The sequence below is a fragment of the Streptomyces sp. NPDC042371 genome, assembly GCF_056437465.1.
In genome coordinates, this window is the sequence record NZ_JBWKAP010000013.1 from 125,105 (window position 1) to 147,800 (window position 22,696).

General features: G+C 72.2%; 22 protein-coding genes and 1 pseudogene. 8 read left to right on the forward strand and 15 right to left on the reverse strand.

Translation table 11 applies throughout. The features are described 5' to 3' along the window. The first annotated feature begins 7 nt into the window (after window positions 1-7). On the forward strand, window positions 8-475 hold the full coding sequence (locus tag AC068B_RS32945; protein ID WP_478675197.1) for a nuclear transport factor 2 family protein: 468 nt from the start codon (window positions 8-10) through the stop codon (window positions 473-475). Window positions 476-495: 20 nt separating this feature from the next. Here AC068B_RS32945 and AC068B_RS32950 read toward each other — a convergent pair whose 3' ends face one another. Together AC068B_RS32950 and AC068B_RS32955 are read right to left on the reverse strand one after the other, a co-directional pair. Beyond that, window positions 496-912, reverse strand: a complete 417-nt coding sequence (locus tag AC068B_RS32950; RefSeq protein ID WP_478675198.1) for a pyridoxamine 5'-phosphate oxidase family protein — start codon at window positions 910-912, stop codon at window positions 496-498. A gap of 88 nt (window positions 913-1,000) precedes the next feature. Beyond that, window positions 1,001-1,129, reverse strand: a complete 129-nt coding sequence (locus AC068B_RS32955) for a hypothetical protein (RefSeq protein WP_478675199.1) — start codon at window positions 1,127-1,129, stop codon at window positions 1,001-1,003. A 252-nt stretch (window positions 1,130-1,381) separates the two neighbouring features. On the opposite strand from AC068B_RS32955, the gene AC068B_RS32960 reads away from it, so the two are divergent. After that, window positions 1,382-1,636 (forward strand): DUF6059 family protein, encoded by a 255-nt coding sequence (locus AC068B_RS32960; RefSeq protein WP_478675200.1) that lies wholly within the window; start codon window positions 1,382-1,384, stop codon window positions 1,634-1,636. An 18-nt stretch (window positions 1,637-1,654) separates the two neighbouring features. Here the strand turns inward: AC068B_RS32960 and AC068B_RS32965 are convergent, their stop codons facing one another. The 12 genes and pseudogenes from AC068B_RS32965 to AC068B_RS33020 form a co-directional block, all read right to left on the reverse strand. Next, entirely contained in the window at window positions 1,655-2,617 is a 963-nt protein-coding gene (locus tag AC068B_RS32965) for a ParB/RepB/Spo0J family partition protein (protein ID WP_478675201.1), read from the reverse strand. Between the two features lie 308 nt (window positions 2,618-2,925). After that, on the reverse strand, window positions 2,926-3,807 hold the full coding sequence (locus AC068B_RS32970) for an ABC transporter permease (protein WP_478675202.1): 882 nt from the start codon (window positions 3,805-3,807) through the stop codon (window positions 2,926-2,928). Next, complete coding sequence (locus AC068B_RS32975) at window positions 3,794-4,582, reverse strand: ABC transporter ATP-binding protein (RefSeq protein WP_356268342.1); 789 nt, start codon at window positions 4,580-4,582, stop codon at window positions 3,794-3,796. The genes AC068B_RS32970 and AC068B_RS32975 overlap by 14 nt, the downstream gene beginning before the upstream one ends. A gap of 33 nt (window positions 4,583-4,615) precedes the next feature. After that, window positions 4,616-5,740, reverse strand: a complete 1,125-nt coding sequence (locus AC068B_RS32980; protein WP_478675203.1) for an aliphatic sulfonate ABC transporter substrate-binding protein — start codon at window positions 5,738-5,740, stop codon at window positions 4,616-4,618. Beyond that, the gene (locus AC068B_RS32985) at window positions 5,728-7,053 is read right to left on the reverse strand and encodes a sulfate adenylyltransferase subunit 1 (RefSeq protein ID WP_478675204.1); all 1,326 of its coding nucleotides are present in this window, start codon (window positions 7,051-7,053) and stop codon (window positions 5,728-5,730) included. Before AC068B_RS32985 ends, AC068B_RS32980 begins: the two co-directional genes overlap by 13 nt. After that, on the reverse strand, window positions 7,053-8,000 hold the full coding sequence (gene cysD / locus AC068B_RS32990; protein ID WP_478675205.1) for a sulfate adenylyltransferase subunit CysD: 948 nt from the start codon (window positions 7,998-8,000) through the stop codon (window positions 7,053-7,055). Before cysD ends, AC068B_RS32985 begins: the two co-directional genes overlap by 1 nt. Then, window positions 7,997-8,554, reverse strand: a pseudogene (cysC, locus tag AC068B_RS32995) (adenylyl-sulfate kinase); the annotation flags it as partial. The pseudogene cysC and the gene cysD, both read right to left, overlap by 4 nt. Window positions 8,555-8,584: 30 nt before the next feature. Next, window positions 8,585-10,093 (reverse strand): FAD-dependent monooxygenase, encoded by a 1,509-nt coding sequence (locus AC068B_RS33000; protein ID WP_478675206.1) that lies wholly within the window; start codon window positions 10,091-10,093, stop codon window positions 8,585-8,587. After that, window positions 10,090-11,574, reverse strand: coding sequence for an FAD-dependent monooxygenase (locus AC068B_RS33005; RefSeq protein ID WP_478675207.1), 1,485 nt, complete (start codon window positions 11,572-11,574; stop codon window positions 10,090-10,092). The genes AC068B_RS33000 and AC068B_RS33005 overlap by 4 nt, the downstream gene beginning before the upstream one ends. A 172-nt stretch (window positions 11,575-11,746) precedes the next feature. Beyond that, the gene (locus AC068B_RS33010; RefSeq protein ID WP_478675208.1) at window positions 11,747-13,285 is read right to left on the reverse strand and encodes an alpha/beta fold hydrolase; all 1,539 of its coding nucleotides are present in this window, start codon (window positions 13,283-13,285) and stop codon (window positions 11,747-11,749) included. A 291-nt stretch (window positions 13,286-13,576) separates the two neighbouring features. Continuing rightward, complete coding sequence (locus AC068B_RS33015; RefSeq protein ID WP_478675209.1) at window positions 13,577-14,272, reverse strand: sulfotransferase family protein; 696 nt, start codon at window positions 14,270-14,272, stop codon at window positions 13,577-13,579. Window positions 14,273-14,354: 82 nt separating this feature from the next. Continuing rightward, on the reverse strand, window positions 14,355-14,801 hold the full coding sequence (locus AC068B_RS33020) for a carboxymuconolactone decarboxylase family protein (RefSeq protein WP_356268356.1): 447 nt from the start codon (window positions 14,799-14,801) through the stop codon (window positions 14,355-14,357). Window positions 14,802-15,123: 322 nt separating this feature from the next. Between AC068B_RS33020 and AC068B_RS33025 the strand changes: the two genes are divergently transcribed. The 5 genes from AC068B_RS33025 to AC068B_RS33045 all read left to right on the forward strand — a co-directional run bounded on the left by AC068B_RS33025 (window position 15,124) and on the right by AC068B_RS33045 (window position 20,030). Beyond that, entirely contained in the window at window positions 15,124-15,852 is a 729-nt protein-coding gene (locus AC068B_RS33025) for an SDR family NAD(P)-dependent oxidoreductase (RefSeq protein WP_478675210.1), read from the forward strand. Between the two features lie 119 nt (window positions 15,853-15,971). Then, window positions 15,972-16,298 (forward strand): Rieske (2Fe-2S) protein, encoded by a 327-nt coding sequence (locus AC068B_RS33030; protein WP_478675211.1) that lies wholly within the window; start codon window positions 15,972-15,974, stop codon window positions 16,296-16,298. 12 nt (window positions 16,299-16,310) lie between these two features. Then, the gene (locus tag AC068B_RS33035) at window positions 16,311-17,054 is read left to right on the forward strand and encodes a gamma-glutamyl-gamma-aminobutyrate hydrolase family protein (protein WP_478675212.1); all 744 of its coding nucleotides are present in this window, start codon (window positions 16,311-16,313) and stop codon (window positions 17,052-17,054) included. Window positions 17,055-17,230: 176 nt separating this feature from the next. Next, window positions 17,231-19,009: an FAD-dependent monooxygenase gene (locus AC068B_RS33040; RefSeq protein ID WP_478675213.1), complete on the forward strand. Its 1,779-nt coding sequence runs from the start codon at window positions 17,231-17,233 to the stop codon at window positions 19,007-19,009. Between the two features lie 154 nt (window positions 19,010-19,163). After that, window positions 19,164-20,030, forward strand: coding sequence for an NmrA/HSCARG family protein (locus AC068B_RS33045; protein WP_478675214.1), 867 nt, complete (start codon window positions 19,164-19,166; stop codon window positions 20,028-20,030). 87 nt (window positions 20,031-20,117) lie between these two features. Here the strand turns inward: AC068B_RS33045 and AC068B_RS33050 are convergent, their stop codons facing one another. Then, window positions 20,118-20,894, reverse strand: a complete 777-nt coding sequence (locus AC068B_RS33050; RefSeq protein WP_478675215.1) for an alpha/beta fold hydrolase — start codon at window positions 20,892-20,894, stop codon at window positions 20,118-20,120. A gap of 311 nt (window positions 20,895-21,205) precedes the next feature. Here AC068B_RS33050 and hemG point away from each other — a divergent pair, with 311 nt between their 5' ends. Next, on the forward strand, window positions 21,206-22,663 hold the full coding sequence (gene hemG, locus AC068B_RS33055; protein ID WP_478675216.1) for a protoporphyrinogen oxidase: 1,458 nt from the start codon (window positions 21,206-21,208) through the stop codon (window positions 22,661-22,663). Window positions 22,664-22,696: the final 33 nt, after the last annotated feature.

Sequence of the window (22,696 nt, forward strand, 5' to 3'; positions counted from 1 at the left end):
CTCAAGCATGACCTCGACTGAAGCTGAATCCTTCACTCCGGACACGGCCATGGCGGACGCCTTTACCGTGCGCGGGCTACTGGACCGCTATCTCCTGGCGTTGGACACCGAAAAGCTGGACGACGCGTGGGCGCGCAGTCTCTTCACCCGGGACGCCGTCGTCGCGTTCCCGCTGAGCCGGTACGAGGGAATACACGGGCTCGCACAATGGCACCGCAACGCGCTGGAGAATTTCGCCCGCACCCAGCATCTGAATTCGCCCGCGGTGGTGGACTGCGCGGGCGACGAGGCGACGCTGCGCGCCAACCTCGTCTCCACCCACGTGCACCATCCCGGCGGTGCGGGGCCCGAGTTGTTCACCACCGGCACCTCGGTGAGCGGTGCGGCGCGCCGCACCCCGGACGGCTGGCGCCTCACCCGGCTCTCGTTCGGGCTGATCTGGGTGGACGGGGTGCCGCCCGGCGCCCGCGGCTGATGCCGGTCAGGCCCGCGGCCTCAGCAGTTGAGGCTCAGCACCCGGTCGACCGTGATCTCCACGACCACACGGCCCGGCGGGTTCGGCGGCCCGGAGAAGTAGCGCTCGGTGTAGCGGCGGACCCCTTCGGCGACGCGTTCGGGGCTCTCGAAGACGCGGGCGGTGCCCTCCAGGACGACCCAGGAGAAGCCGTCCACCTGGCAGAGCGCGACGCGTGCCTGCGGTGCGGCCAGCACGTTCTTGACCTTGCGTGTGGTGTTCACGGTCAGGACGCGGGCGAGGCCCGCCCGGGCGTCCCAGGTGAACCGCACCGGTGTCAGGTGAGGCGAGCCGTCGGGTCTGAGCGTGGTCAGCACGGCGGTGAAGGGCGCTTGCAGGAACTTGCCGGCCGAGGGGGACAGCGCCGTCGTGCCGGCGCGCTGCGGGGAGAGCGTCATCTCTTGGACTCCTCTTTCGGTCACCGGCGCAACGCGCCCTGGCACCCCACCGTCGCGGCTCGCGGGCCGAAAGGGCAGGGGTGCTCGGTCAGTCGATCCCACGGACCACGTTCGGCTCGCCGGGATCGTCCTCGTCGTCGTCCACCCCGGCGAGACGGAGCACCGGCGCGGCTGCTTCGACGCCGCGTGCCTGCCGCTCACGTTCGGCCTCGTCCATGGGCCTCTCCTCCCGTGACCGTGCGCCCTGCGGGGCTGCGGAGCCCGATTGCTCCACCCGGACACGTTGGCAAGGCGTTCTTGAGGCCGGGCGGAGGGGCGGCTCGAGTCCGCCTCGACCGCGTCGGCGGGAGGTTCCCGTGCCGCTTGAGTCAGCTTCGAATCCGGTTCGACCAGTGGCCCGCACAGTGACGGCTTCCGGCGCACCCGCAGCCACCGCAGCCCCCGCGGCCACGCCATCGGAGGGATCCCCATGGCCAGCTTGATCAGGCGTTTCTGGCGCGAGGTGTACGCAGCCCTGCAGGCCTACGGCGCCATCTACGTGTCGGGGGCCTGGGTGCCCCCGAGCTCCCCGCCCCAGACCCCGCCCCGCACCGGCACGCCGCAGGACGGCGGTCCTTCGGGGCTGGCGGGCCCGCCCACGGCCCATCCGGAGCGGCTGTGCCCGGAGGTCGCCCTGACCCCGGTGGAGCGCGCGCTCAACCGGCAGCTGAAGGCCGGGTCCTGACGGCCCGGCCCGGCGGCCTCACACCGCTTCCTGGCGGCTGCGGAGCCGCTCGGCGAACAGGCTCCATTCCCTGCTGACGCTCTCCGCGATGGGGGCGATGACGCCCAGCCAGTGCGCCGGGACGGCGCCGACCAGGTCCTGCCAGCCGTCCGGGTCGCTCGCGTGCAGCGCCATCCACTGCAGGAACTCCTTGCCGCCCGCGGTGTAGCGCACGCACGGGTCGTTGGCGACCTTGGCGGCGACCGTCTCCCAGGCGGGCGGCGTCTCGGCCGGGCCGGTGCGCCGCAGGGGCGTGCCCTCAACCTCCGGCGCCGGGGGGTGGCCGGTGTCCTGCGGGGCGTCCGCGGGCCGCTCGGCGGGGTGCAGGGTCAGCCGGGCGCCGGGCCCGCGCAGCCCGTTGCGCTCGGGGCTGACACCGCGGCGCAGCCGGGCGCTGACGTCGTGGACCGTGCCCAGGGACACCTCGGTCTCCCGGGCGACTTCCCGCAGCGTGGCGTCGGGGTGGGCGGTGAGGTAGGCGGCGGCGCGGCGGCGGCCCTCGCCCGCGCCGACCGTGCGCAGTTTGCCGTCCAGGCCCAGGCGTTGGCCGCCGGGCGGGGTGGTGCACGCGGAGCGGTCGCGCAGGGACGCGATCGTCTTGGCGCTCAGTCCGGTGACGCTCGCGATGGCGCGGTCGGACCATTCGGGATGGGCCACCAGCACGCGTTCGGCCCCGCCCATGCGGTCGGCTCTCGACAGCGGCAGGCCGTGCGAACTGTTGGCCTTCATCGCGATGACGAGGGCTTCGGCGTCCGTGCAGTCGATGAGGCGCGCTTTTATGCTGTGGTCGCCGCAGAGCTTTGCGGCCTCCAGCCTGTGCAGCCCGTCGATAATCCGCCAGCCGTCTTTCTGGACGAGTACGGGCGGCAATTGCGAACGGCCCGACGCGTCGATGAGCAGTTGGAGGTACGCGGCGTTGATGCCGCCCTGGCGCAGATGCATTCCGGGCGACAGTGCATGCACCGGGAGTTCCTGCGAAGGTGTCTTCTCGATGTTTTCGGGACCGATTCCGGGGCCGGTTCCTTGGCTGTTCCCTGGGCCGGTTCCCGGGCCGCTCGCGTCACCGGCCGCTGATTCTTTGCACGTTGATTTGGCGGAGCTCAAACCGTCTGCGATCACCGTAGCCCGCCCGTCATTGAAAGCCATCCGGTGTGCCCTTTCTGCTGCCATTCCGGATGAGCGTCGCAGCGGTGTCTCTAGCCGCAGTCGAGGGTGAGTTGACGGTCATCGGACCGCGGATGTGCGGGGTTTCAGTGCTTGACCAGCAGGCCGCGGCTGCGCAGCACCCAGCGCTCCAGGGGGCTGAAGATGAGCAGGTCGATGGCGATGCCGACCAGGAGGATGAGCAGGATGGCTTCGAAGACCATCGCCATGTCGCTGGCGTTGCGGCCGTTCTCCAGGAGCTGGCCCAGGCCCAGGCCGAGGTCGGGGAAGGACGCGATGATCTCGGCGGCCATGAGCGAGCGCCAGGAGAACGCCCAGCCCTGTTTGAGCCCGGCGACGTAGCCGGGCAGGGCGGCGGGCAGCACGATGTGCCAGGTGTGCCGCAGGCCCGTCGCGCCGAGCGTGCGGCCCGCGCGCAGGAACAGCGGCGGCACCTGGTCGACGCCGGAGACCAGGCCGTTGGCGATGGAGGGCACGGCGCCGAGCAGGATCACCGCGTACATCATCGAGTTGTTCAGGCCCAGCCAGATCACCGCGGGCGGCACCCAGGCCACCGAGGGCAGGGACTGCAGGCCGGACAGGATCGGTCCGATCGCCGCGCGCAGGAACTTCAGCCGGGCCACGAGCAGGCCCAGCGGGGTGCCGATGAGCAGCGCCAGGCAGAAGCCGAGCAGGCCGCGCGAGACGGACGTCCAGATGTAGCCGAGGAGTTCGCCCTCCAGCCACGCCTGGTGCGCCACGTCCCACACCGCGCCCGGGGAGGGCAGCTTGCTGGGGTCGTCGACGATCTCGAAGGAGACCAGTGCCTGCCACACCGCCAGGACGAGCGCGATGGCGGTGACGGGCGGCAGGACCTTCTCCCGCAGGGTCAGCGTGAACGGCTTGCGGATCTGCTGCGGTGTCTCCAGGGCGTCCAGGCCCGCGAGGTCGTTGCCGTCCTTGGCGGCGGGCGTCTCAGTACTGGCCATGCCGGCGGATCTCCCCCCGTAGTTGTTCGGTGATCTCGATGGACAGTTCCGCCACGGCGGTGTCCTCGATGCGGCGCGGCTGCGGGATGTCCACGGCCCACTCGCGGGCGATGCGCCCGGGGCGGGAGGACAGCAGGATGACGCGCTGGGCCAGGCGCGCGGCCTCGCGCACGTTGTGGGTGACGAACAGCACCGACAGCTGGGTCTCGCGCCAGATGCGGGTCAGCTCGTCGTGCAGCACGTCCCGGGTGATGGCGTCCAGGGCGGCGAAGGGCTCGTCCATCAGCAGCAGGCGGCTCTCCTGGGCCAGGGCGCGGGCCAGGGCGACCCGCTGGCGCATGCCGCCGGACAGCTCGTGCACCCGTTTGCCGTGGGCGCCTTTGAGGCGGACGAGTTCCAGGAGTTCCTCGGCGCGTTCGCGGCGCCCCTGGGGGGCGATGCCGCGGAGCCTGAGGGCGAGTTCGATGTTCTTGCCCGCGGTCAGCCAGGGGAACAGGGCGTGTTCCTGGAACATCAGCGCGGGCCGGCCGTCGGTGGTGATGTCGCCGCCGGTGGGCTCGTCGAGTCCGGCGACGAGGTTGAGCAGGGTGGACTTGCCGCAGCCCGAGGCCCCCAGGAGGGTGACGAACTCGCCGGGTGCGACATCCAGGCTGATGTCGTCCAGGACGAGCTGGGGGCCGGCGGGGCCCGGGAACGACTTGGAGACGTGCTCGATGCGCACGGCGTGGCGGGCCGTCGCGGTGCCCTCACCGCTCTGGGCGCGGGTCGTGGTCATGGTCGTCACCTCCGGGGAACTCATCGGGGCGGGTCACCTGACGCCGAGCTTGGCGTCGTCGACCGGCGGGCGCCCTGCCGCCTTGAGGACCTTGTTGAGCAGGGTGAGGTCGTAGATGCCGCTCAGGTCGGGTGCGTCGAGCAGCCCGGCCTTGACGGCGTGCGTCGCCTCGGCGCGCAGGGTGGCGGCCAGCGGGTCGTCGGTGAAGTCGATCGACCGCCACGCCGGGTCAAGCACCCGCTCGGGCAGGGCCTTGCCCGCGTCGGCCGCCAGCTGCTGGTTGGCGGCCGCCTTGGCACGGGCGGGGTGGGCGCGGATCCACCCGTTGGTGTCCACCGATGCCTTCAGCACGGCCTGGACGACCCGGGGGTGGGCGGTGAGGAACTTCTGCGACACGATGATGTTGGTGATGACGAAGGTGCCGCCGGGCCACAGCGTCTTCTCGTCCAGCAGGATCCTGCCGCCCTCGGCGACGATCTTGGAGGCGGTCGGCTCGGGCACCCAGGCGCCGTCGATGGAGCCGGACTTGTAGGCGTCCGGGGTGACCTTGTTGTCGCTGCGCACCACGGTCACCTCGCCCTTGCCGCTCTGCGCGTCGACCCGCCAGCCGCGCTCCGCGGCCCAGTTGAGGAAGGCCACGTCCTGGGTGTTGCCGAGCTGCGGGGTCGCGATCTTCTTGCCCTTGACGTCGTCCAGGGACTTGATCTTCTTCGGGTCGACCACGAGCTTGACGCCGCCGGAGGCGGCACCGCCGATGATCCGCAGGTTCTTGCCCCGCGACTTGGTGAACCCGTTGATCGCCGGTGACGGGCCGATCCAGCCGATGTCGAGGGAGCCGGAGTTCAGTGCCTCGATCTCGGAGGGGCCCGCGTTGAACGTCGCGTACGTCGCCTTGGTGGCGCCCAGCGCCTTCTGGAAGAACGCCTGGTGGCGGCCCACCAGCGCGGTGGCGTGGGTCAGGTTGGCGAAGTAGCCGATCCGCACGGAGTCCAGGCCCTCGATCTTCTGCGCGCCGGGCGCGACCCGCGCGGTGTCCGCGTCCTTGGCGTCCTTGGCGTCATTGGCCCGGGAGCCGTAGCCGCAGGCGGCGGGGGCCAGCAGGCACAGTGCCGCCAGCGCCAGGGCCGGTGCGCGGCGGCGCGGGCTCAAAAGTCCCACCCCTCGTCCTTGGCCCCGGTCCCGGCCGGGTCCGGGGAGGCGAACGACTCGCCGACCATGCCCGCGGTGAGCGTGGTGCCGTCCGCCGGGTCGATGAGGATGAACGAGCCGGTGCGCCGGGAGTCGGCGTAGGAGTCGATGGGCAGCGGCTCGGCGGTGCGGATCCGCACCCGGCCGATGTCGTTGGCGACGAGGCGGCCGGGGTGCGGGTACGGGGAGAGGTCCTCGAGCGTGAGGCGGGAGGGGATGTCCGTGACGATCGCCTTGACCGTGCGGGTGCCGTGCTTGAGCAGCACCCGGTGTCCGACGGTCAGCGGCTGGTCGGCGACGTGGCACACGGTCGCCTCCACCTCCCGGGTGGCGGCCGGGGCGTCCTTGCTCGGCACGATCAGGTCGCCGCGCGCGATGTCGATGTCGTCGGCCAGCAGCACGGTCACCGACTGCAGGGCCCAGGCCGTGTCCACGGGCCGGCCCAGCCGTTCGATCCCGGTGATCGTGGAGGTGCGGCCGGAGGGCAGCACGCGCACCTGCTGTCCGGTGCGGAAGGTGCCCTCCGCGATGCGGCCCGCGTAGCCGCGGTAGTCGGGCTGTTCGGGGGTCTGCGGGCGGATCACGTACTGCACGGGCAGCCGGGCGGAGCAGGGCGCCAGGTGGTGGCTGACCGGCACGGTCTCCAGGTGTTCCAGGACGGTCGGGCCGCCGTACCAGCCCATGTGCGACGACGGCTCCACGACGTTGTCCCCCGCCAGCGCGGAGATCGGGATGACGGTGACCTCCGGGCCGCCCAACTCCTTGACGTAGGCGGTGTATTCCTCGGCGACGGCGGCGAAGACGGACTCCTCGTAGCCGACCAGGTCCATCTTGTTGACCGCCAGGACGACGTGCGGGACGCGCAGCAGGGCGGCGATGGCGGTGTGGCGGCGGGTCTGCTCGACGACGCCGTTGCGGGCGTCGACCAGGATCACCGTCAGCTCGGCGGTGGAGGCGCCGGTGACCATGTTGCGGGTGTACTGCACGTGCCCGGGGGTGTCGGCCAGGATGAACCGGCGCCGGGGCGTGGCGAAGTAGCGGTAGGCGACGTCGATGGTGATGCCCTGCTCGCGTTCGGCCCGCAGGCCGTCGGTGAGCAGCGCCAGGTCGGGGGTGGCCTGGCCGCGGTTGCGGGAGGCCTGTGCGACGGCCTCCAGCTGGTCGGCGAGGACCGACTTGGAGTCGTGCAGCAGTCGGCCCACCAGGGTGGACTTGCCGTCGTCCACGGAACCGGCGGTGGCGAAGCGCAGTGTGCCCACGGTGCTGTCGCTCAGAACGGTCATCAGAAGTACCCCTCGCGCTTGCGGTCTTCCATGGCGGCCTCGGAGAGCTTGTCGTCGGCCCGGGTCGCGCCGCGTTCGGTCAGCCGGGACGCGGCGATCTCCGTGATGACCCGCTCGATGGTGTCGGCGTCGGAGTCCACGGCGCCGGTGCAGGACATGTCGCCGACGGTGCGGTAGCGCACCCGGCGCTTCTCGGTGCGCTCGCCCCTGTTGGGGCCGCCCCACTGGCCGGCGGTCAGCCACATGTGGTTGCGGCGGAACACCTCGCGTTCGTGGGCGTAGTAGATCTCGGGCAGTTCGATGCCCTCGCGGGCGATGTACAGCCACACGTCCAGCTCGGTCCAGTTGGACAGCGGGAAGACGCGGACGTGCTCGCGGGGCAGGTGGCGGCCGTTGTACAGGTTCCACAGTTCGGGGCGCTGGCGGCGCGGGTCCCACTGGGAGAACTCGTCGCGCAGCGAGAAGACGCGTTCCTTGGCGCGGGCCTTCTCCTCGTCCCGGCGCCCGCCGCCGAACACGGCGTCGAAGCGCTGCTGCTGGATGGTGTCGGTCAGCGGCCGGGTCTGCAGCGGGTTGCGGGTGCCGTCCGGGCGTTCCTTGAGGATGCCGCGGTCGATGTAGTCCTGCACCGAGGCGACGTGCAGGCGCAGCCCGTGCCGGGCCACCGTGCGGTCCCGGAACTGAAGGACCTCGGGGAAGTTGTGCCCGGTGTCCACGTGCAGCAGCGCGAAGGGCACCGGCGCGGGCGCGAACGCCTTGAGCGCCAGGTGCAGCATGACGATGGAGTCCTTGCCGCCGGAGAAGAGCACCACCGGGTTGTCGAACTCGCCCGCCACTTCGCGGAAGATGTGCACCGCCTCCGACTCCAGCGCGTCGGGGTGCGAGAGGGCGTACGGGGTGTCCCTGCCCCCGTCGCCCCCCGTCACCGGGTCGACGGTCGGCGTCATAACAGGCCCCTTTCGGCGAGCACGGCGTACACCGCGGCGGCGGACTCCTGGACGGTCTGGTGCTGCGACTCGATGCGCAGGTCCGGTGCGGCGGGCGCCTGGTAGGGGTCGTCGACCCCGGTGAGGCCGGTCAGCTGTCCGGCGGCCTGCTTGGCGTAGAGGCCCTTGACGTCGCGGGCGCTGCACACCTCGAGGGGGGTGGCGACGTGCACCTCGAGGTAGGGGGTGTGGTTGCTGTCGTGGCGTTTGCGCACCGCCTCCCGGCTGTCGGTGTACGGCGCGATCACCGGGACGAGCGCCAGTGTGCCGTTGCGGGCCAGGAGTTCGGCGACGAAGCCGATGCGCTGCACGTTGGTGTCGCGGTCGGTGCGGGAGAAGCCGAGGCCGGCCGAGAGCGCCTCGCGGATCTCGTCGCCGTCCAGGACTTCCACGCGGTGGCCGTCCACGCGGAGCCGGGCGGCCAGCTCGTAGGCGATGGTGGTCTTCCCGGCGCTCGGCAGGCCGGTGAGCCAGACGGTGACTCCGGTCCTCACGTGTGTCTCCTGGGGGTTGGTGGTCGTCGTCCGGGCGGCGGCTGGTGCGCGTCAGATCGGCCGGGCGGTGGCGTGGCCGGTGGTCTGAGGGGTGCCGAACCAGTGGCCCAGGACGTCGGTCAGGTCGCTGTCGCTGCCCGGGGACGTCCAGGCCACATAGCCGTCGGGCCGGATGAGGACCGCCTCCGGGCCGTCGTCGGGGCCATCGGTCCAGGTGCCGGTGACGATGTCGATGCGGTCGGCCCAGTCCTCGGCGAGCCGGGCGGCCTTGGCCGCGCCGTCAGTGGCGTCGGTGGCATCGGTGGCGATGAGCACGCCGCGCGCGGGGTGCAGCAGGTCGGCGACGCGGGTGCGGCCGCCGCCGGGCCGGGCCAGCTGGCGGCCGGGGGGCATGCGGCGGCCCAGCAGGGGGTGCTCCCCCGGGCCCAGGTCGTAGCGGATGCCCAGGCCGCTGAGGACGCCCGCCAGGTGTTCGGCGGCGTCCTTGTGGGTCAGGAGTTCGCCCAGGACCGCGCGCAGCGGGGCCATCTCCTGGCCGGTGAGGCGCAGTTCGATGGCGGCGCGGGCGTTGCGCGCCAGCTGCTGTCCGATCGGGTGGCGTTCGGCGTGGTAGGTGTCGAGCAGGCGCTCGGGGGCCCGCCCGGCCAGCACGGCGGCGAGCTTCCAGCCGAGGTTGACCGCGTCCTGCACGCCCACGCTCAGGCCCTGTGCCATCGCCGGGGGCTGGACGTGGGTGGCGTCGCCCGCCAGGAACACCCGGCCGCGCCGGTATTCGGCGGCCACCCGGGAGGCGTCGGTGAAGCAGCTGATCCAGCGGCACTGCCCGTGGTGGATGGACTCGCCGGTCAGGCGCTGCCAGGCGTCGGCGAGTTCGGCGTACGAGAGGGCGTCGCGGTCCTTGGGCCGCATGCCCCGCTCGTAGGCGACGACGCGGGTGACGCCGTTCTCCAGGTCCATCGCCATGACCATGCTGCCGTCGGGGAGGTTCTCGCCGATGCGCCGTCGGCGGGTCTCGATGCCGGTCACGTCCGCCGTGTAGAAGCCGCGAGTGGGCTCGGGGCCGGGGAAGTCGATGCCGACCAGCTTGCGGACGGTGCTGCGGCCGCCGTCGCAGCCGATGAGGTAGCGGGCGCGTTCCCGGCCGGGGCCCTTGGGCCCCTCGAAGTCCACGGCGACGCCGTCGGGTTCCTCGCGCACGCCGGTGACCTCGTATCCGCGGCGCACCGGCACCCCGAGTTCGCCCGCCCAGTCCTCCAGCATCCGTTCGGTGCGGAACTGGGAGACGCCCCGGGCGCCGCTGTGGTCCTCCGCCAGCGGGCCGAGGTCGATCGGTACGCCGCCGAAGTGGCTGTCGGCGGGCTCGGTCGGGCCGAGCCGGCCCAGCAGGCCCCGCTGGTCGAAGCTCTCGGCCGCGCGCCGGGTGAGGCTGGCGCCGCGGGACTCCCGCGCCGGGGCGGGCAGCTTCTCGTAGACGACGACGTCGGCGCCGCCCAGGCGCAGTTCGCCCGCCATCATCAGCCCGACCGGACCGGCGCCGACGACTATCACGTCCCTGGTCATGCTGACACTCCTGCTCGGTGGGGGGCGCCGAACCAGTCGCCCAGGACGTCGGTCAGGTCGCTGTCGCTGCCCGGGGACGTCCAGGCCACATAGCCGTCGGGGCGGATCAGGACCGCCTCGAGGCCGTCGTCCGGGCCATCGGTCCAGGTGCCGGTGACGATGTCGATGCGGTCCGCCCACGCCTCGGCGAGCCGGGCCGTCTTGTCCGCGCCGTCGGTGGCAATGAGCACGCCGTGCGCGGGGTGCAGCAGGTCGGCGACGCGGGTGCGGCCGCCGCCGGGCCGGGCCAGCTGGCGGCCGGGCGGCATGCGGCGGCCCAGCAGGGGGTGCTCCCCCGGCCCCAGGTCGTAGCGGATGCCCAGGCCGCTGACGATGCCCGCCAGGTGTCCGGCGGCGGCCTTGTGCTCCATCAGCTCGCCCAGCACGCCGCGCAGCGGGTCCATGTCGGCGTCGCCGAGGTAGAGCATCGACGCCGCCTGGGCGTTGCGGATCAACTGCTGTCCGACCGGGTGGCGTTCGCCGTGGTAGGTGTCGAGCAGGTGCGCGGGCGCCCAGCCGGCCAGGACCGCGGCGAGCTTCCAGCCGAGGTTGGCGGCGTCCTGCAGGCCCGCGCTGAGCCCCCAGGCGGCCAGCGGCGGCATGGCGTGCGCGGCGTCGCCCGCCAGCAGCACCCGGCCGCGCCGGTACTCCTGGGCCAGGCCCGCCGCGTTGCCGCAGGCCCACATCCACTGCGCCTCGGCCTGGTGGATGGACTCGCCGGTGAGCCGCTGCCAGGCGTCGGCGATCTGCGGGAACGTCAGTGCGCCGGGGTCCTGTTGCGGGGGCAGGCCCTTGTCGTGGACGACGATGCGGAAGCGGCCCTCGCCCAGCGGGGTGCACACCACCATGTGGCCGCCGGGCAGGCGCTCCCCGATGGGCCGCGGGCGCAGCTTCACCCCGGTGATCTCCGCGGTGTACATGCCGCGGGTGGCCTCCCACTGCCGGGCGGGGATGCCGGCCGCGGCGCGGACGGTGCTCTGCGGGCCGTCGCAGCCGACCACGTACCGGGCGCGTTCCTCGCCGGGGCCCTCGGGCCCGGTGAAGTGCACGACGACGCCGTCGGGCTCCTCGTGCACGCCGGTGACCTCGTATCCGCGGCGCACCGGCACCCCGAGTTCGGCCAGTCGGCCGCCCAGCATGTCCTCGGTGCGGGCCTGGGACAGTCCCAGGACGCCGCTGTGGTCCTCGTCCAGCATGCCGAGGTCGAAACGGACCCCGCCGAAGTGCCCCATCGGGCCCCACCGGAATGCACCGAGCCGGGGCAGCAGTCCGCGCTGGTCCAGTGATTCGGCGGCCCGCCGGTTGAAGCCGAGTGCGCGGGATTCTCCGGACGGGGCGGGGAGCTTGTCGAAGACGGTGACATTCACACCGCCCAAGTGGAGTTCGCCGGCCAGCATCAATCCGACCGGCCCGGCACCGACAATTATTACGTCAGTTTCCATTGTTGACCTTCCACGCGGGACGGCTGAGGAATTGTCGATGTCAAACTACACATCGCCATGTTCGGCTGCAATGACGGTCCTGAATTCATAAGTCGGGCCGCTCGCCCGGGCGTTCAACCGCGGATTTCATGCGGTTGAACGCGGCGGGCGGACGGCACAAATGCGGCGGCTGCTACGGGGTGGGCACCGGCGCCGGGTTGGCGTCGCAGGCGGCGTCGGCGCCCTTGCCCGCGGCCGGGCGGCTGCCGTCCTTGAGGTAGGCGCCGACGTGGCCGTTGATGCACGTGTTGGCGTTGCGGGACAGCGACGTCTCGTGCTCGTAGCCGTTGCGCTCCACCAGCAGCCGGGAGGCGGGGAAGCGCCGGTGCATGTCGTAGGCGCCCGCCAGCGGGGAGCCGGCGACGTGCTCGCCCTGCACCACCAGGACGTTCACGTTCTTGGCGCCGACCTTCTGCGGGGTGCCCGCGGGGGCCGGCCAGAACGCGCACGGCGCGTTATACCAGGCGTTGTACCAGGTCAGGAAGGTGTTGCCGGTGCGGTACTGGCGTGTGTAGTCGTCGTGCCAGCGCTGCCAGTTGCGCGGCCAGGGCGTGTCGCTGCACTGGACCGCGTTGTACATGGCCTGCTTGTTCTGCGTCGGGTAGCCCGGGTCGTTGAAGTTGGCCTTCAGGCCCGCGGGGTCCCCCCGCAGCACCCAGTCGGCCAGTGCCTTGCTGTGGCCCACCCAGGAGGAGCGGCGGTAGAGGTTGACCAGGAACACCTCGGTGTATTCGGCCGGTCCGATGCGGCCCTCGACGGGCGCCTCGCGGAGCTTCTCCATGCCTTCGTAGTACTTGGCCTCGACCGCGGCCCCGGTGGTGCCCAGGTGGTAGGTCGCATCGTTGCGGGCGATCCAGGCGAAGTAGTTCTCAGCGCTCTTCTCGAAGGTCACGTTCTGTTCGAGGACGTCCTTGTACCAGCCGTCGGCGGGGTGCACCACGGTGTCCAGGACCATCCGGCGCACCCGGTGCGGGTACATCGAGGCGTAGACGGAGCCGAGGTAGGTGCCGTAGTCCCAGCCGAAGTAGGTGAGCTGCTCCTGGCCGAGCGCGCCGCGGATGCGGTCCAGGTCGCGGGCGGTGTCCTTGGTGCTCAGGTGGTTGAGGGTGTCGCCGTGGGTGCGGCCGCAGCTGTCGGCGAAGGTGCGGGCCTTCTCGCGCCAGGCGCGTTCCTCGGCGGCGGTGGCGGGCACCAGGTCGGCGCGGGCCTTGCCGGGCCAGACGTAGCTCGGCTCGCAGGTGATCCGGGGTTCGCTGGCGCCGGTGCCGCGCGGGTCGAAGCCGATCCAGTCGTAGGTGGCGCCGACGGCCGGGGAGAGCCCGGAGGTGCCCTTGGCGAACCGGGTGGGCAGGTCGCGGCCGAACTGGCCGGGCCACTGGCCGCGGTTGAGCAGCACGATGCCCTGGTACTGCTCCTCGGGTGCGGTGTGTTTGGCGCGGGTGAGCGCCAGTTCTATCGTCCGGCCCTCGGGCCGGGCGTGGTCGAGCGGGACGTCGAGCGTGCCGCACTCCAGCCCTTTCAGCAGGCCCCCGACGACGGGGTCGTTGTCCGGGCAGGGCGACCAGGCGATGCCGGTGGCTGGCCGGTCGGCCGAGGCCTTCGCCGGTACCGCGGCGATGGTGCCCGCCAGGGCAGTGGCGGCCGCCGCCGTAATTGCCAGAAACTTCCTCACGTATTCCCCTTCTTGAGGCAGGTCCGCCGCCGGGCCGATATGCGGGCAGGCCGGCGAAGCCGATTTTCACGGGCAGGTCCAGGGGGCGGCGCGAGACTATCGGGTGAGGGAAGTGGCGTGAAAACAACTACGGTTGAACAATGACCGCCGGTGGAGCGGGCCTTGAATTGCGGTATCGGGGTGCGGCACGGGGGTGCGGCATCGGGCCGGTTCCGTAAACGCAAAAACCCCCGCGGAGCAGCCATCAATTCGGCTGTCCGCGGGGGAAATGAAGAAAAGGAGCGGGCGGTGTTACCGCGCCCCGCCGGGTGCTGCGCCGGGTGCGCCGCCGGGTCCGGGCGGGCCGCCGGCGGCCATCTGCTGCATCCGCTCGCGCATGTTCGCGGTGGTGTTGGCGTGCGGGAACGCGGTGGTCGGCGCGTCGGTGCCCAGGAACGCGCACAGCGGTTCCCAGCCCTGCTGCACGTCGTAGACCAGGAGGTTGTCCGCGGGAACGGCGTCGATGATCTCCTGGTTGCGGCGGCGGTAGACCTCGATGGCGTGGTCCTTGTCGGAGAACCGTCCCTTGAACAGCCCCTCCCAGGTCATGACGTTGGTCATGCGGTAGACCCGGGCCTGCCTGGTCCCCTCCTCGGGCGGGGTCTCCTTGTTCTTCAGGACGAACTGGTACAGCGTGTTGTACGTGCTCTCGTACCAGCCGTCGGCGTCGCGGACCGTGAGGACGACCTTGGCGTCGGGGAACGCCTGAAGGATCTGGTCGTAGTAGAAGGAGGGCGGGCCGTCCACCGCGGAGTTGTACCCCTCGAACACCGCCTTCCAGTCGGGCTGCTGGCCCTCGCAGATGATGCGTTCCCACTGCTCCAGGCGCTTCTCGTCGCCGACGATGTCGAACATGTGGTAGCAGGGGCCGTAACCCAGCTGTTCCAGCGCCACCTGCAGTGACGTGGTCCCGGTCCTGCCTAGACCGGCGTTGATGAGCTTCAGCACAGTGCGGTTCCTTCCCTGCGGCTGGGTGTGGTCCCGGTCGTCACTGCTATGACGCCCGGCGGCGCGAAGATGTGACAGGCGCTCAGCGCCAGGCCGCCGGTACCTGCCGGGTGGCGACGTTGATGCGGTTCCAGAGGTTGACCAGGCCGATGTGGATGACCAGCGAGGCGAGTTCCTCCTCGGTGTAGAGCCCGGCCGCCTCCTGCCAGACCTCGTCGGGCACCGCGTCCTCCCGGCCGGTGAGCTCGGTGGCGTCCTCGGCCAGCGCCAGGGCGGCGCGCTCGGCGGGGCTGAAGCAGGTCGCCTCGCGCCACTCGGCCACCTGGGGCAGGCGCTGGTCCGCCTCGGCGGCCTGCCCCAGGTCGTCGGGGATCGTGTAGATGCGGCCGTTGATCTGGCTCACCCGCAGCCGGATGAGGTCGAGCGTCTGCTGCGGGACGCCGACCTTGCCGATGACCTTGGTCAGGTCGAGCAGCGGCTGCAGGGCGTCGGGCACGACCAGCGAGGGGTTGTTCATCCGGGGTGGCATCGGGGCGTCTCCTGTGAGTCGGGCCCGCACCGACGCCGCTCGGCGCCGCCCGGCACGGAGCACGGGGGCGGGCGGGAGCGCGGGGGCGGGCAGCGGCGAGTGCCGGTGCACCAGGCTGCCGTCGCGCCCTCCGCCGTGCAAGTGAGGGGCCGAACGGCGCGGCCCGCCACCGGTGTTCGACCGCGAAGTTCCCGCGGTTGAACAGCTCGGGCGTTCACGGCGGCCCCGGGTGTGCCGCCCGAACTGTGTGAGTCTTCGGTGGGTTCCGACGCGCGAGACCCACCCCCCCTACCTCCCCTTTACGACAGAAGGGACCACCGACGTGCCGGTCGAGAAGATCGCGCTCATCACGGGCGCCAACAAGGGCATCGGGCAGGAGACAGCACGGCAGCTGGGCGAGCGGGGAGCCGTCGTCCTGATCGGCGCCCGGGACGAGGTGCGCGGCAAGCAGGCGAGCGCCGTGCTCGCGGACCGCGGCATCACGGCGGTGCCGCTGCGCATCGACGTGCGGGACGCGGCCTGTGTGGCCGACGCCGCGGCCCTCATCGAGCAGCGGTACGGCCGCCTGGACATCCTGGTCAACAACGCGGGCATCGCCGGAGGGTTCGGCGGGGCGCCCAGCGAGGCGGCCGCGGGCGACCTGCGGGAGGTGTACGAGACCAATGTCTTCGGCGTGGTCACCGTGACCAACGCGATGCTGCCGCTGCTGCGCCGCTCGGCGGCCGGACGCATCGTCAACATGTCCAGCCACCTGGGCTCGCTGGCCCTCAACGCCGATCCGGCCTCCCCCATGGCGCACGTCAACATGCTCGCCTACCAGTCCTCCAAGACCGCGCTCAACGCGCTCACCGTCGCCTACGCCAAGGAGCTGCGGGGCACCCCGATCAAGGTGAACGCGGCCCATCCCGGCGTGGTGGCCACCGACATCAACGGGCACCGGGGGCAGCGCACCCCCGCCGAGGGCGCCGTGATCGCGGTCCGGCTGGCGCTGCTGGATGCCGCCGGGCCCTCGGGGGCGTCGCTGTCGCAGGACGGCCCGGTGCCCTGGTAGCGGGCTCCGATGAACCTCGTCTTCTGCTCGGCTCATCCTCGAGAGCCCGGGCGGAGCGTGACTCCCGGCGCGTGAGATCCGGGAGATGCCGGACCCGATTCAGGAGGAGAGCTGGAGCGATGAGCTTCGTCAGAGTTTGCCCGGTGGACAAGATCCCGGCCGAGGGCGCGATCGCGGTGGAGGTCGAGGACGCACCGATCGCGCTGGTGCGCAGGGACGACACCGTGTACGCGGTCAGCGACCTGTGCTCGCACGCCGAGGTCTCCCTCGCCGAGGGGGAGGTCTACGGCACGACGATCGAGTGCTGGCTGCACGGGTCGTGCTTCGACCTGCGCACCGGCCAGCCCGTCAACCCGCCGGCCACCCGGCCGATCGCCACCTACCGGGTGAAGGTCGAGGACGGCTTCGTCTATGTGGCGCCGCGCGCCGAGGACGCCGAGGACTAGGGACAGGTGGTCATGAAGTCAGCGAAGTCAGCGTCCACGCCCGCGGGTTCGGCCCGCAGGCCGGTGATCGGGATCGCCGCGCGGACGGTGCCGGTCACCCTGCAGGGCAGTGCCATGGTGGTGAGCCTCTCGCTCCAGTCACACGTGGATTTCCTCGCCGCCGCGGGCTGCGTCCCGGTGGTGCTGCCGCTGCGGCCCGGCGTCGAGCAGCTCGTCGGTGATCTGCAGGGGCTGCTCGTGCCGGGCGGCCCGGACGTCGATCCGGGACTGTACGGGCAGGAGCGGCACCCCCTGACCCGCGGCGGCAGCCCGGAGATGGACCGCGCCGAACTCGCCCTGCTCGGTGCGGCGCTCAAGGCGGGCCTGCCCCTGCTCGCCATCTGCCGCGGCATGCAACTGCTCAACGTGCAGTGCGGTGGCACCCTGCACCAGCACCTGCCGGAGATCACCGGCAACGACACCCACCGCCCGCAGGCCGCCGGTTTCGAGTTCGGGCAGCACGTCCTGGACCTGCGGGCCGACAGCCACATCGCCCGGATCTTCGGCGACGACACCCCCAAGACCGCCTGCCACCACCACCAGGCCGTCGACAGGGTCGGCACCGGACTTGCCGTCACCGCCCGGACGCCGGACGGCGTCGTGGAGGTGGTCGAGGCGGCCGGTCACCCCTTCGCGGTCGGCGTGCAGTGGGAGGCGGGACAGACCGAGGACGACCGGCTGCACCGGGCGCTCGCGGACGCGGCCAGGCGCGGCTGAACCACCGGCGGGGATCCACCCGTGGTTGACCGGGGCTAAAGAATGCCTGGTCATGCTTCGAAAGCATCTTCAATCAGAATGCACAGCCCAGCACGACACATTCCGTGTCGCTTTCATTCCCGGCACATTCGGCAGTCCCCGTGAGCGTGAGACTGTCACCTTCCGGAAGGACGAAAATGGGAGCAGTCGAGGTTCCGGTTCTTATCGTGGGCGGTGGCGGATGCGGTCTTGCCGCCTCCAACTTCCTGTCCGACCACGGTGTGGACCACCTGCTCGTCGAACGGCACGCGGACACCGCGCACGTGCCGAAGGCGCACTACCTCAATCAGCGCACGATGGAGATATTCCGCCAGCACCAGCTGGACGGGCCGATGGTCGAACAGGGGGCGCCCCTGGAGCTGTTCGGGAAGCTGCGCTGGCTGACCTCGCTCGCCGGCGACGGCCCGATGGACGCCCGGCAGATCCACGAGATAGACGCCTTCGGCGGCGGCTCGCTGCAAGAGCGGTACGCGGCGGCCGGCCCCGTCATGCCGGTCAAGCTGCCGCAGGTCCGCCTGGAGCCGATCCTGCGGCGCACCGCCGAGGAACGTAATCCCGGACGCATCCTGTTCGGCCACGAGATGACCGGCTTCACCGACGAGGGCGACCGGGTGGTCGCCGAGATCCGCGAGGTGGCCACCGGGGAGACGACCACGGTCACCGCGCGCTACCTGATCGGGGCCGACGGCGGCCGCACGGTCGGCAGCGCCCTGGGCATCGAGATGCAGGGCGTGCCCGGCCTGCTGGACGTGACGACCGCGTACTTCAGCGCCGACCTGTCGCAGTGGTGGCAGGAGGGCACGCTCCTGACCCACTTCCTCAACGCCCACGACCCGGACCTGTGCAGCAACCTCATCGAGATGGGGCCCAGCTGGGGCAAGGCCTGCGAGGAATGGGTGCTGCACTTCCCGCCGATGGACGCCGACCGCCTCGACGAGGAGTCCGTCCGCGCCCGGGTCCGCGAACTGCTGGGCCTGCCCGAGCTGGAGCTGACCCTGCATCACGTGACGAACTGGACGGTGCAGGCGCTGGTCGCCGAGCGGTACCGCAAGGGGCGGGTGCTGCTGGCCGGCGACTCCGCGCACCGCCAGCCGCCCACCGTCGGCCTCGGCCTGAACTCCGGCATCCAGGACGCCCACAACCTGGCGTGGAAGCTCGCCGCGGTGCTCGGCGGCCGCGCCGACGACGCCTTCATGGACACCTACGAGGCGGAGCGGCGGCCGGTGTGCCAGCTCAACGTCGACTGGGCGGTCTCGGCGGCCTCCCACCACCAGGCCGTCCTGGACACCGTGGGCCTGGGCCCGCACGCCCCGGCCCAGCGCAGGCAGCGGATGTTCGCCACGTACTTCGACCCCTCCCCCATCGGTGCGGTGGTGCGGGCCAGGACCGCGGAGATCCTGGACACCCACCGGGCCGGCTGCCAGGCGCACGACTTCGAGATCGGCTTCAACTACGAGGAGGGCGCGGTCGTCCCCGACGGCAGCCTGCCGCCTGCGCGCGTGCCCATGCGCGACGTGTACCAGCCCACGACCCGGCCCGGGCACCGGCTGCCGCACGCCTGGCTCGAGCAGGACGGCCGGCGCCTGTCCACCCACGACCTGACCGGCTCTCCGGCCGGATTCGTGCTGCTGACCGGCCCGGACGGGGCCCCGTGGGTCGAGGCCGCCGCGCAGGTGGCGGAGAAGCTGTCGCTGCCCATCCACGCGGTCCGCATCGGCCCGGGCGCCGAGTTCGCCGACGTCGACGGCGGGTGGGAGAGCGTCCGCGAGGTCGCCGGGGACGGCGCCGTCCTGGTGCGCCCCGACAACCACGTGGCCTGGCGCAGCACGGGCGCCGGTGAGAATCCGGCGGAGATACTGGCGAACGCGTTCGCCCGCATTCTCGATCAGCGTGTCACTGAAGGTTCCGCTTCCTGATTTTGAAACAGGTGAAATGGGCGGCGCTCCTGTGCGGTTGCGGCCCGGTCGATGGAATTGACCGGGGCCTTGGACGGGAGCCCGTCCTTTTCACGGCACCCCCCGGCAGGCCGGGACACCATATCGGCGAGGAAATGGACGACGGAGGAATACGGTGGCGGTAGACGGAGCGGTCCTGGTGCTGGGCGGAACCGGTCGGCAGGGCGGCGCGGCGGCCCGCGAGCTGCTGCGCCGGGGGCGGGTCGTGCACGCCCTGGTGCGTGATCCGCAGGCCCCCGCGGCGCGCGCGCTGGCCGCGGCGGGTGCGGTGCTCGTGCGCGGGGACCTGGAGGACAGGGCGTCGCTGCGGGCGGCGATGCGGGGGGTTGAGGGCGTGTTCAGCGTCCAGACGTTCCGGGGTCCGGGCGGGGTGGACGCGGAGGAGCGCCAGGGCAAGGCGGTGGCCGACGTGGCCGCCGAGGCGGGCGTGGCCCACTTCGTGTACAGCTCGGTGGGCGGCGCGGACCGGTGCGAGGTCATCCCGCACTTCCGCAGCAAGTGGAACATCGAGCAGCACATCACCAAGCTCGGCCTGCCCGCGACGGTGCTGCGGCCGACCATGTTCTACGACATCCTGCTCGACCTCGGCCCCCGGCTGGTCGACGGCGAGCTGGTGCTGGGCCTGTGGCTGCGTCCGGAGGTCCCGGTCCAGATCATTGCGACCAGCGACATCGGGGCGTTCGCCGCGGACGCCTTCGAGGATCCGGCGGCGTGGCTGGGCCGCCAGGTCGAGATCGCCAGTGCCGAGCTGACCGGGCCGCAGATCGCCGAGGCGTTCGGGCGGGTGGCCGGTGTTCCGGCGCGGTACGAGCAGCGGTCCTTCGAGCCGCTGCGCGCGGCCCGCGCGGACCTGGCCGCCATGTTCGACTGGCTGGACACCGAGGGGTACAGCGCCGACATGGCGCAGCTGCGCCGCATCCGGCCCGCGCTGGTCGGCCTGGAGACGTGGCTGCGCGACAACTGGACGGTCCCGCAGGCCTAGACGGCGGACAGCAGTCGGCGCCGGGTCCTGGCCGAGGTGGCCGGGGCCCGGCGCCGTGGTGGGACCGGCCGCGCGGGGGCGGTGTGGTCAGGTGGTGGCGAACCCGGCCAGGACCCGGCCGAGGATGTCGGTGTCGATGCGGTGCCACGAGCCGGGCAGCTGCATCCCCCAGCCGTTGGGCAGGGCGGTCGCGGTGGCCCGGGCCGCGTCCCGCAGCCAGTCGCCGGTCGCGTCGCTGTTGACGACCAGCGTCGGGGTCCGCAGGGTGGCAAGCCGCTCGGTGGGCACCTCGAAGTCGCCGAGGATGATCGTGTCGTACACCAGGGTGTGGGCGTTGGCCTCGTTGGTCGCCCACAGGGGCGCCTGCCGCCAGTCCGCGATCATCTCGGGGCGCAGGCCCAGCAGTTCGCGCAGCCAGTACTCCGCGGTCTCGCCGCGCCTGCCCTCCGCCAGCAGCGCCCGCAGGGTGTCCAGGCAGTCGGCCGGGGGCTTGGGGTGGGGGGCGATGCGGAAGTACGGCTCGTGCAGCGCGAGTTTGCTGATCGGGACACCGGCCAGGGCCGCCTCCAGCGCCAGGTTCGCGCCGGTGGAACCGGCGAAGACGACCGCCTGCCCGCCCGCGTCGTCGATGAGCGCCGCCAGGTCCTCGATCTCGCGCTCGACGGCGTACTGGGGAGAGTCGCCGCTCTGCCCGCGCCCCCGGCGGTCGTAGACGTGGACGGTGCAGTGCGGCGCCAGCTCCGGGACCAGCGCGTCGAAGATGGTGTGATCGCGGAACGCGCCGTTCATCAGCACGATCGGCGGGCCCTCACCGGTGCTGCGACAGGCGATCGTTGTGCCGTCCTGCGAAACGACCTTCCGCATGCCACCACTCTCCTCATGCTCCATGGGTGTGTTGTCGCAGCGGTAATGTCCAGCGATCCGGTCGATGGCGGGTTGAGGATGAATCGGGTGCGGCGCCGCGGCGCAGGCCCGGACGGCGGCCCCGGACGAGGGCGCCGGGCGGCGGCCCCGGAGGGCGGCGGCAGGCGGTGCGCGCGGGCTGCGCGCGGGGGCTGCGGGCGCCCGAAATGCCCCTTGGCCGGGCCGGGTTCCGGATCCACTCCCGCTCAACCGAGACTATCGGCACCCCTTCAAAACTGATGCGACACCGTATCCACGAAGGAGCAGGTCCTATGGCGGACAACGGAATGGCCCGGGCGGGCGCGGCTGCGCATGTGGTCGTCGTCGGGGGCGGCGTCGCGGGTCTGGCGGCGGCGTTCTTCCTGCGCGACGAGCCGGTGCGGGTGACCGTCCTGGAGGGCGCCTCCCGGCTGGGCGGGCAGCTGGCCGTCTCGGAGCTGGCGGGCGTCGTCATCGACGAGGGCGCCGAGTCGACGTACGCCCGGCGTCCCAAGACCGCCCGGCTGCTCAAGGCGGCCGGTCTGGAGGACCAGGTGGTGGCGGCGGGCACCAAGTCGATGGCGCTGTGGAGCGGGGACCAGCTGCGGCCGCCGCTGGACCGTCAGTTCATGGGCGTGCCCTGCGACATGGACGAGCTCGCCAAGTCCGGCATCCTGTCCGAGGCCGGGACGGCCCGGGCCCGCCAGGACCTGACGCTGCCGCAGACCGGGCGGGAGGCGGACGCCTCCGTCGCGGACGTCGTCGGGGAGCGCCTGGGCCGGGAGGTCGTGGACCGCCTGGTGGACCCGTTCCTGTCCGACGCCTACTTCGGGCGGGCCGACGAGCTGTCCTTCCAGGCCACGCTCACCCCGCTGGTCTCCGCCGCCCGTCGGCGCGCGTCGCTCGCCGAGGCGGCCGGGGCGCTGCTGCCGGAGCCTCCGCCGCCGGGGCAGGAGCCCACCACCGGCATCTCCACCCTGACCCGCGGTCTGGGCTCGCTGCCCCAGGTCCTGGCGGACGGCCTGCTCGCCGCCTCGCCGGACTCGGCGGTGCGCACCGGGACCACGGTGCGCGCCCTGGCCCGCCGCGAGCACGGCTGGCGGGTGACCGTCGGCAGCGCCGCCGAGCCGGAGCACATCGACGCGGACGCCGTCATCGTCGCCGTGCCCGCCGCCCAGGCCGGGCCGCTGCTCGCCGGGGTGCCCGGCAGCGGCCGGGCCACCACGGCGCTCGCCGAGATCCCCTACGCCGGATCCGTGATCATCACGCTCGCCTTCCCCCGCGAGGCGCTCACCGCGCTGCGCGCGCTGGGGCACAGCGGCTACCGGGTGCCGGCGGTGGACGGGCGGGCGCTGAAAGTCGTCACGTTCTCCACCATGAAGTGGCCGCACCTGGCGGGCGAGGTGGACATCGTGCGCTGCCAGGCCGGGGGCAGCGGCGCCGAGGACCTGCTGCGGCGCGACGACGCCGACCTCGTCGCGCTGGCCGCCGCCGAGTTCGCCGAGGTCACCGGGGTGCGCGGCGCTCCGCTGGCCTCGAAGGTGAGCCGGTGGGGCGCGGCGGTGCCGCAGTACACGGTCGGGCACCAGGAGCGGGTGGCGCGCATCCGGGCGGGGGTCGGGGCCCGGCCCGGGCTGGCAGTGTGCGGCGCCGCGTACGACGGTGTCGGGGTGGGCCAGTGCGTGGCCAGTGCGCTCAAGGCCGTCGAGGAGGTGCTCGGCGCGGTGCGCGCGGACGCCGCCTCCGCATGAGGGGGCCGCACCGCGGACAGGACAGGATCTCTG

What these genes read in the sequence shown, in the direction of transcription:
- AC068B_RS32945 (WP_478675197.1), top strand. Translation starts at nt 8, where the DNA reads ATGACCTCGACTGAAGCTGAATCCTTCACTCCGGACACGGCCATGGCG.
- AC068B_RS32950 (WP_478675198.1), bottom strand. Translation starts at nt 912, where the DNA reads ATGACGCTCTCCCCGCAGCGCGCCGGCACGACGGCGCTGTCCCCCTCG.
- AC068B_RS32955 (WP_478675199.1), bottom strand. Translation starts at nt 1,129, where the DNA reads ATGGACGAGGCCGAACGTGAGCGGCAGGCACGCGGCGTCGAAGCAGCC.
- AC068B_RS32960 (WP_478675200.1), top strand. Translation starts at nt 1,382, where the DNA reads ATGGCCAGCTTGATCAGGCGTTTCTGGCGCGAGGTGTACGCAGCCCTG.
- AC068B_RS32965 (WP_478675201.1), bottom strand. Translation starts at nt 2,617, where the DNA reads ATGCATCTGCGCCAGGGCGGCATCAACGCCGCGTACCTCCAACTGCTC.
- AC068B_RS32970 (WP_478675202.1), bottom strand. Translation starts at nt 3,807, where the DNA reads ATGGCCAGTACTGAGACGCCCGCCGCCAAGGACGGCAACGACCTCGCG.
- AC068B_RS32975 (WP_356268342.1), bottom strand. Translation starts at nt 4,582, where the DNA reads ATGACCACGACCCGCGCCCAGAGCGGTGAGGGCACCGCGACGGCCCGC.
- AC068B_RS32985 (WP_478675204.1), bottom strand. Translation starts at nt 7,053, where the DNA reads ATGACCGTTCTGAGCGACAGCACCGTGGGCACACTGCGCTTCGCCACC.
- cysD (WP_478675205.1), bottom strand. Translation starts at nt 8,000, where the DNA reads ATGACGCCGACCGTCGACCCGGTGACGGGGGGCGACGGGGGCAGGGAC.
- AC068B_RS33000 (WP_478675206.1), bottom strand. Translation starts at nt 10,093, where the DNA reads ATGACCAGGGACGTGATAGTCGTCGGCGCCGGTCCGGTCGGGCTGATG.
- AC068B_RS33005 (WP_478675207.1), bottom strand. Translation starts at nt 11,574, where the DNA reads ATGGAAACTGACGTAATAATTGTCGGTGCCGGGCCGGTCGGATTGATG.
- AC068B_RS33020 (WP_356268356.1), bottom strand. Translation starts at nt 14,801, where the DNA reads ATGCCACCCCGGATGAACAACCCCTCGCTGGTCGTGCCCGACGCCCTG.
- AC068B_RS33030 (WP_478675211.1), top strand. Translation starts at nt 15,972, where the DNA reads ATGAGCTTCGTCAGAGTTTGCCCGGTGGACAAGATCCCGGCCGAGGGC.
- AC068B_RS33035 (WP_478675212.1), top strand. Translation starts at nt 16,311, where the DNA reads ATGAAGTCAGCGAAGTCAGCGTCCACGCCCGCGGGTTCGGCCCGCAGG.
- AC068B_RS33040 (WP_478675213.1), top strand. Translation starts at nt 17,231, where the DNA reads ATGGGAGCAGTCGAGGTTCCGGTTCTTATCGTGGGCGGTGGCGGATGC.
- AC068B_RS33050 (WP_478675215.1), bottom strand. Translation starts at nt 20,894, where the DNA reads ATGCGGAAGGTCGTTTCGCAGGACGGCACAACGATCGCCTGTCGCAGC.
- hemG (WP_478675216.1), top strand. Translation starts at nt 21,206, where the DNA reads ATGGCGGACAACGGAATGGCCCGGGCGGGCGCGGCTGCGCATGTGGTC.